The organism is Pseudomonas sp. 2VD (assembly GCF_005503585.1).
GTDB classification, from domain to species: Bacteria; Pseudomonadota; Gammaproteobacteria; order Pseudomonadales; family Pseudomonadaceae; genus Pseudomonas; species Pseudomonas aeruginosa.
In genome coordinates this window covers 1-6,543 of the sequence record NZ_SCND01000338.1, presented here as the reverse complement: position 1 = coordinate 6,543, position 6,543 = coordinate 1, and the positions used below count along the sequence as shown (strand labels likewise).

Here is a 6,543-nt window from a genome sequence, read left to right as displayed (position 1 = left end):
GCACCAGGTCGTGTACGCCGGCCAGGCGCGCTGCCGCCACCACCTTCTCGGCATCCACCTCGGCGAAGCGCGCGATGTTCTCGGCGATGCTGCCGGCGAACAGTTGCACGTCCTGGGCCAGGTAGCCGATGTGCGGCCCCAGTGCCGCCGCGCTCCACTGCCGCAGGTCGGCGCCGTCCAAGCGCACCGCGCCGGACAGCGGCTGCCAGGCGCCCACCAGCAAGCGCGCCAGGGTCGACTTGCCGGAACCGGACGGCCCGATCACGCCGAGCGCTTCGCCAGGCTCCAGGGCGAAACCGAGGTCCTGCAACAATGCCTGCTCGCGTCCCGGCGCGGCCGCGCAGAGCCGCTCGACGCGCAACGCGCCGCGCGGCGCCGGCAGCGGCATGCCCAGGGCAGCCGGCGGATTCTCCTCGAGCAGCCGCGCCAGCCGCTGGTAGGCCTGCCGCGCGCCGCTCCACTGGCGCCAGACCGCGATCAACTGGTCGATGGGGCTGAGCACGCGGCCCATCAGGATCGAGCCGGCGATCATCATCCCCGGGGTGATCAGGCCTTCCACCGCCAGCCAGGCGCCGAGGCCGAGCACCAGCGACTGCAAGGCCAGGCGTACGCCCTTGGAGGTCGCGCCGATCGCCGCACTGCGCTCGCTGCCGAGGTTCTGCCGGGCAAGGAAGGCCTGGTGCTGGGCGAACCAGCGCGCACGCATGGCCGGCAACATGCCCATTGCCGCCAGGGTTTCCGCCTGGCGCAGGTTGGCCGAGGCCTGCTGGGTGGCGAGGATCGACAGTTGCCCGGCCTCGGCCAGCGGTTCGCGCGAGCGGCTTTCGTTGACCCAGGCGAGCAGCACCAGCAACAGCGCCCCAACCAGGGCGAGCAGGCCGAGCCAGGGGCTGAAGAGGAAGATCACCAGCAGGTAGAGCGGGAACCAGGGCGCGTCGAAGAAGGCGAACAGGGCGTTGCCGGTGAGGAACTGGCGCAGGCTGGTCAGGTCGTTCAGCGCCTGCCCGGCGGCCTGCTCGCCGCGCTCCAGGCTGGCGCGGAACGAGGCGTCGTAGATGCGCTGGTTGAGTTGCATGTCGAGCTGGCCGCCGAGGCGGATCACCACCAGGCTGCGCACCCACTCCAGGGCGCCGAGCAGCAGGTAGAGGCCGAGCACCATGAGGGTCAGCATCAGCAGGGTCATGTGGTTGCCGGAGCCGAGCACCCGGTCGTAGACCTGCAGCATGTACAGCGACGGCGCCAGCATCAGCAGGTTGATCACCGCGGTGAACAGCGCGACGCTGCGCAGCGCCGGGCGGAAGCGGCCGAGGGTGGCGAGGATTTCATTGCGCGGCGAGGCCGGCCGGAGCTTCATCGGAGTCGGGTCCTGTGGGTGTCCGGGCCGCGAGCGGGCCCGGAGGACATTGCGGCAGTCTCCGCTTGCCGGGCACGGCCGGCGGAGGAACAATCCGGGGGCCGCCGTCGCCACGGGTGCGAGGCGCAGCGACGGCGGTTCGTGCGCCGGAGAGGAGCGCCAACTCCTCTCCGGCCTTTAGCGCAAGCAGTCCACGAACGCTATCGTGGACAGTTGCTCAGGCCGCCAGGGCCAGGTCGTGCGGCAGTTCCTGCACGCCGACCACGCCGATTTCCGCCGCTGCCGCAGCCGGGGTGGCATGGGCGACGCCGGCCGCGGCCAACTGGTCGAAGGTGGAGTTGATCGACAGGCTCGGGTCGACCGCTTTCAGCAGCGCGTCGATCTGCCCCTGCAGGGCGCTGCTGTCACCGCTCATCAGGCCGTAGACCACCTTGTGCACGGTGCCGTCGCGGCCCTGGGCGATCGGCGAATCCAGGCCCAGGTTGCTGAAGCTCACCTCCTGGCTGTCCAGGGCGTAGCCACCGCTGGAGGCGCCGCCGGTCAGGGTGTCGCCGAGGGCGATGCTGTCCAGCTTGCCCCACAGGGTGTGGCTGGGGTTGCTGAACAGGGTGTAGTGGAGGTCGCCGCCGGCGATGAAGGCCGCGTCGCTGGCGGTGCTCTTCAGCGCGTACTGGCTGCCGTCGAACGGACCGGGGTTGAAGCCGCCGGTATTGCTGCCGTCCACCACCTGGCCCGGACGATGGTTGACGTCGCCGAAGTAGGCCGACCAGTCCGCCAGGTAATCCGCTACGGTCCAGCCGCTGTAGGTGGTGCTGTAGGAAATCGAAATGCTCATGCCAAAACTCCAATTCAACGAGTGGTGAATGCCGGAGCGCACGGATGCCCGCTCCGGTTTTGCCCTTCACTGGGCAAAACGGGGGTCAGAACTGGTATTCGAGGGTGCCTTGCAGGGTCCGCCCGCGACCGAGGGTGAAGGCCAGCACGTCGCCCAGCGGCACCAGGTAGGCGCGGTCGGTGACGTTCTCCATGGCCAGGCGCAGGGTCAGTTCATCGCTCACCCGGTAGCTGCCGTACAGGTCGTAGACGGTGTATTCCTTCCAGTCCGCCGGGTACACGCCGGCCTGCGACACCGTGGCGCCGCCAGCCACCGAGTAGCCTTCGCTGTAGCGGGCACGGGCGCCGACGTCCAGCCTGCGGTCGAAGAAGCGCATGCCCAGGGTCAGCGAGCCGCGGTCCATCGGCATGTGTTCGGCGGAGCCGAGCACCGCGCTGCAATGGGTGGCGGCGTTGGCCTGCTCGTCCGGCCGCATGTCGATCACCGGCGGGCGGCGACCGCTGCCCTTCACCGTTTGGGTGACGCCGCCGAGCCAGGCGGTCTTCGAACAGAAGTCGTTGCTGCCGATCATGTGCGTGTAGGAGAGCTGCCCGTAGGCCAGCCCGGCATCGTAGTCGAGCTGGTACTCGACGCCACGGAAGCGCGTGCTGTCGAGGTTGTTGACGTAGGCGCTGTTGCCGATCCCGGCCATGCCGTAGCCCGGCGGCTGCATGCCCATGCCCATGAAGATGAAGTCGTCGACCCGGGTGTCGAAGTAGGCGACCTTCAGGCCCAGGCGGTCGTCGCTGAACCAGAGGTTCTCCTTCAGCACGTTGAAGCCGACTTCCCAGGCCTTCGAGCGCTCCGGACTGAGGAACGGGTTGGGGTACATGTTTTCCGCGCCGCCGCCGTGGGGGCGGCCGGTGATCAGGCTCTCGGTCACCGCCGGCGGGCGCCAGCCCTTGCCGTAGGTGGCGAACAGCTGCAACCAGTCGACACCGGGCTTGACCGACAGGCCGAAGGTCGGCGAGAAGCGCCCCTCCTCGCGGTCGACGGCGTATTGCAGCGGCATGTCGGTCTGCCGGGTGGTGCCAAGGATGAAGGTGCGCGCGTTGAAGCCGGTGTCGCCGCGCAGGCGGTAGCGGTCGTAACGCAGCCCGGCGTTGAGGTTGAGCCAGTCGTCGTAGTCGTAGTCGAGACGGGCGAACAGGCTACCGAGGGCGCGGTCGCCCTTGGGGGTCATGCCTTCGGCCGCAGGGAAGCCGACCGCCGAGGTGCTCGCCCGCGGCTGGCTGGAGTCCGGCCGCACCTTGTCGTAGAAGAACTCCAGGCCATAGTTGGCGCGCAGCGTGGAGAGATCGTCGAGAGCGAAGGTCGAGGTGTTCTGCGCCTGCGCGCCGTAGGTGTCGGTCTGGTAGGTGATCGAGTAGCCGGGGGTGATACCGCGTTGCAGGGTCTGCTGGCGGTTGCGGTTGTCGACGTAGTAGAGCTTGGCCTTGAAGTCCACCAACGGGTTGTCCGGCGCGTAGCCGTAGTCGATGGCGAAGTTCTGCGCACGCACGTCGCTGCTGCCGAGCTTTTCCCAGAGCGCCTGGTTCTCGGTGTTGAGCATGTTGGCGTCGTCGTAGGACACCTGGGTGGTCAGGTAGCTGAACTGCAGGCGCTGGTCCTGCGGCAGGGCGACGCCAAGCTTGGCCAGTCGCGAGCGCATCACGTAGCCGGAGTAGGCCACCGGCGAATGCTTGACCCGCTGCCCGGCCTCGGGATTGAACCAGGCGCCGGTGCGCAGCTCGCCGATGCTGCCCTTGGTCCCCGGGTCGTAGTCGCCCAGGTGGCGCTCGCTGGCGGCGACCAGCATGTCCCAGGCCTCGGTGCCGATGGCGAAGGCCGCGCTGCCGATGAAGTGGGTGCCGTTGGCGTCGCCGCCCAGGCCGCTGGTGAGGCGCACCCGGCCACCGACCTGCTTGCCCGGCTTGACCAGGTCGCGGGCCTCCAGGGTGCGGAAGTTGGCGATCCCGCCGATCACCCCGGCGCCGCCCATGGCCGAGCTGGCGCCCTTGTCGATGACCACCTCGCTGAGCAGCTCGGGATCGACGTAGAGCGTCCCGTTGCGCTGCTGGTGGCCGCTCTGCTGGTAGTTCTGGCGCATGCCGTCGACCGACATGTTGACCCGCCCGTAGTCCTGGATGCCACGGATGTTCACCGACAGGCCGGGGTCCTGCTGGCTCACCGAGGAGTACACCCCGGGGGTTTCCTCGAGCATGTCGGCGGCATGCCGCGGCGGGTTGCGCTCGATCTGCTCGCGGCCGATCACGCTGACCGAATGCGGCGTCTGGTAGACCCAGTCGTCCGGACGCGCGGCGGAGATCACCGAGGGCGACATCTGCACCAGGTCGTCCTGGCTGACGCGGATCAGGCTCAATTGGTCCTTGCCGGAGAAGCGGTATTCCACCGGGCTGCCCTGGAGCATCTGGCTCAGGCCGTCGGCCAGCACATATTCGCCGTGCACCGCCGCGCTGCCGAGACCGGCGAAACGCTGGCTGTCGAAGAACACCTGGACCCCGGCCTGCTCGGCGAATCGCAGCAGGGCGCGGTTCAGCGGTTGTGCCGGGATGTCCAGCCGGACCCGGCGCAACGCGGTCTGCTGCTGGCTCACCGAGTCCGCCCCGTCTTGCGCATGCAGCGGTAGCGCGGCCGTTCCCAGCAGGACCAGGCCCAGCCCCAGGGCCAGTTGCGCCCCCTTGCGACCGCCTCGCACGGCACTCCATCCACGATGTTTCATGACAGCGCCTACACTCCATCGTTTTGTGTAATAAGAATCAGTCTCGTTAAGAGAACGATGGAGGCAGGGAAAGTCAGTAACGGAAATCGAGAAAATTTTTCGCCGGCGGGATCCACGGCTCGAAAATGCGCTTCCCGGCCCCTGCCGGAACAAGCGCGCGGGGCGACTGCCCGGCCCGTGGTCGAGGCTCTCGGAAGCGATCGCGCCGCTCAGTACAGCAGCGTCACTCCCGCCAGGCCCAGGCTGCGCACGCCCAGCTCATCGCTGATCGACTGCAACGAGGCCTCCAGGTCGGCGACCCGGAATACCCCGCTGACCCGCCGCTGCGCCAACGCACCGGGAGCCACCAGCAAATGCCCCGGCCGGTAGCGATTGAGGCGCGCCACCACCTCGCCCAGCGGCTGCTCGTCGAAGACCAGCAGGCCGCGCCGCCAACTGGTCAGGTCGTCGAGGCGACCGCCCAGCGGCGCCTCGACGCCGCCCTCCGCGCTGTAGCGCAGGCTCTCGCCCTCGCCCAGCTCGCGGCGTCCGACGGTCCCCGTGCGCGGATGCGCCAGGGCCACCGCGACGCGGTGTTCGAGCACCCCGACCTGGACGCTGCCGTCGTCGTTGCGGCTGACCAGGAACCGAGTGCCCAGCGCGCGAGTGCTGCCGCCGGCGCTTTCCACCACGAAGGGCCGGGTCTCCCGGCCCGCGCGTGGGGCGGCGCGGAAGATCGCGCTGCCTTCGAGCAGGCGCACCCGTCGCTCGCGGCTGTCGTAGGCGACATCGATGGCGCTCTGTGCGTCCAGCTCGACCTCGCTGCCATCCACCAGCCGCAGGATGCGCACCTCGCCCTTGCCGGTGGCGTGGTCGGCCAGCCAGCTCACGCCGGCGTCGCGTTCGTTCCAGGCGCTGCCCAGGGCCAGCAGCACCGCCGCCGCCGCGGCCCAGCCGCGCCAGCCCTTGCGCCGCCCCCCGGCGCGGCGCGGCGCGCTGGCGACCGGCGTCTGAACCATCGTCCGCGGTTCGGCCAGCAATCCCAGCTGTTTCCAGGTCCGTTGCGCCAGCGCCAGCGCGGCCGGGTGCCGGGGGTCGGCCGCCAGCCAGCCGTCCAGCGCTTCGCGCCGGGACCGGTCGAGGTCGCCGCCGTCCAGGCGGATCGCCCATTCGGCGGCCTGCTGGCGGATCTGCTGTTGTTCCTGGGGGCTGTTCACGTGCGGCTCTCGTTGGTCGTTATAGAGGTTCAGACGCGCGAACCGGCAAGACTCGGTAATCCATTCAGCGGGAATCCTCGAGTGCCTGCATCACATGGGCCAGGGCGCGGGCCAGGTGCTTCTGCACCGAGCTATCGGAGATTTCCAGGCGTCTCGCCACCTCGGCATGGGTCAGCCCCTCCAGACGGTTGAGGCGGAAGATCTCACGGGTGCGCGGCGGCAGTTCGGCGACTATCTCGCGCAGGCGGGCAAGCGCATCGGCATCCACCGCGGACTCCTCGGGGCCGGGCTGGTCGGCGACGAACCCGGCGAGGTCGTCGTTGGGGCGGGTCTCGGTGCGGCGCCGCCGTTCCTGCCGGTAATGGTCGATGGTGAGGTTGTGCGCGGTGCGGTAGAG

General features: G+C 69.4%; 5 protein-coding genes. All 5 read right to left on the bottom strand.

Features of this window, described 5'->3' with window-relative positions; all coding sequences use genetic code 11:
• Positions 1–1,354, bottom strand: a 1,354-nt coding sequence (locus FFS27_RS26255) for a type I secretion system permease/ATPase (protein WP_137952303.1), incomplete at its 3' end; no start/stop codon positions are given.
• Positions 1,355–1,571: 217 nt separating this feature from the next.
• Positions 1,572–2,189, bottom strand: a complete 618-nt coding sequence (hasA, locus tag FFS27_RS26250) for a heme acquisition protein HasA (RefSeq protein WP_003091842.1) — start codon at positions 2,187–2,189, stop codon at positions 1,572–1,574.
• Between the two features lie 85 nt (positions 2,190–2,274).
• Positions 2,275–4,950, bottom strand: a complete 2,676-nt coding sequence (hasR, locus tag FFS27_RS26245) for a heme uptake receptor HasR (RefSeq protein WP_023100887.1) — start codon at positions 4,948–4,950, stop codon at positions 2,275–2,277.
• A 209-nt stretch (positions 4,951–5,159) separates the two neighbouring features.
• The gene (locus FFS27_RS26240) at positions 5,160–6,146 is read right to left on the bottom strand and encodes a FecR family protein (protein WP_023100886.1); all 987 of its coding nucleotides are present in this window, start codon (positions 6,144–6,146) and stop codon (positions 5,160–5,162) included.
• A gap of 64 nt (positions 6,147–6,210) precedes the next feature.
• Positions 6,211–6,543 (bottom strand): RNA polymerase sigma factor (locus tag FFS27_RS26235; protein ID WP_137952302.1); only part of this gene is annotated, 333 nt, incomplete at its 5' end.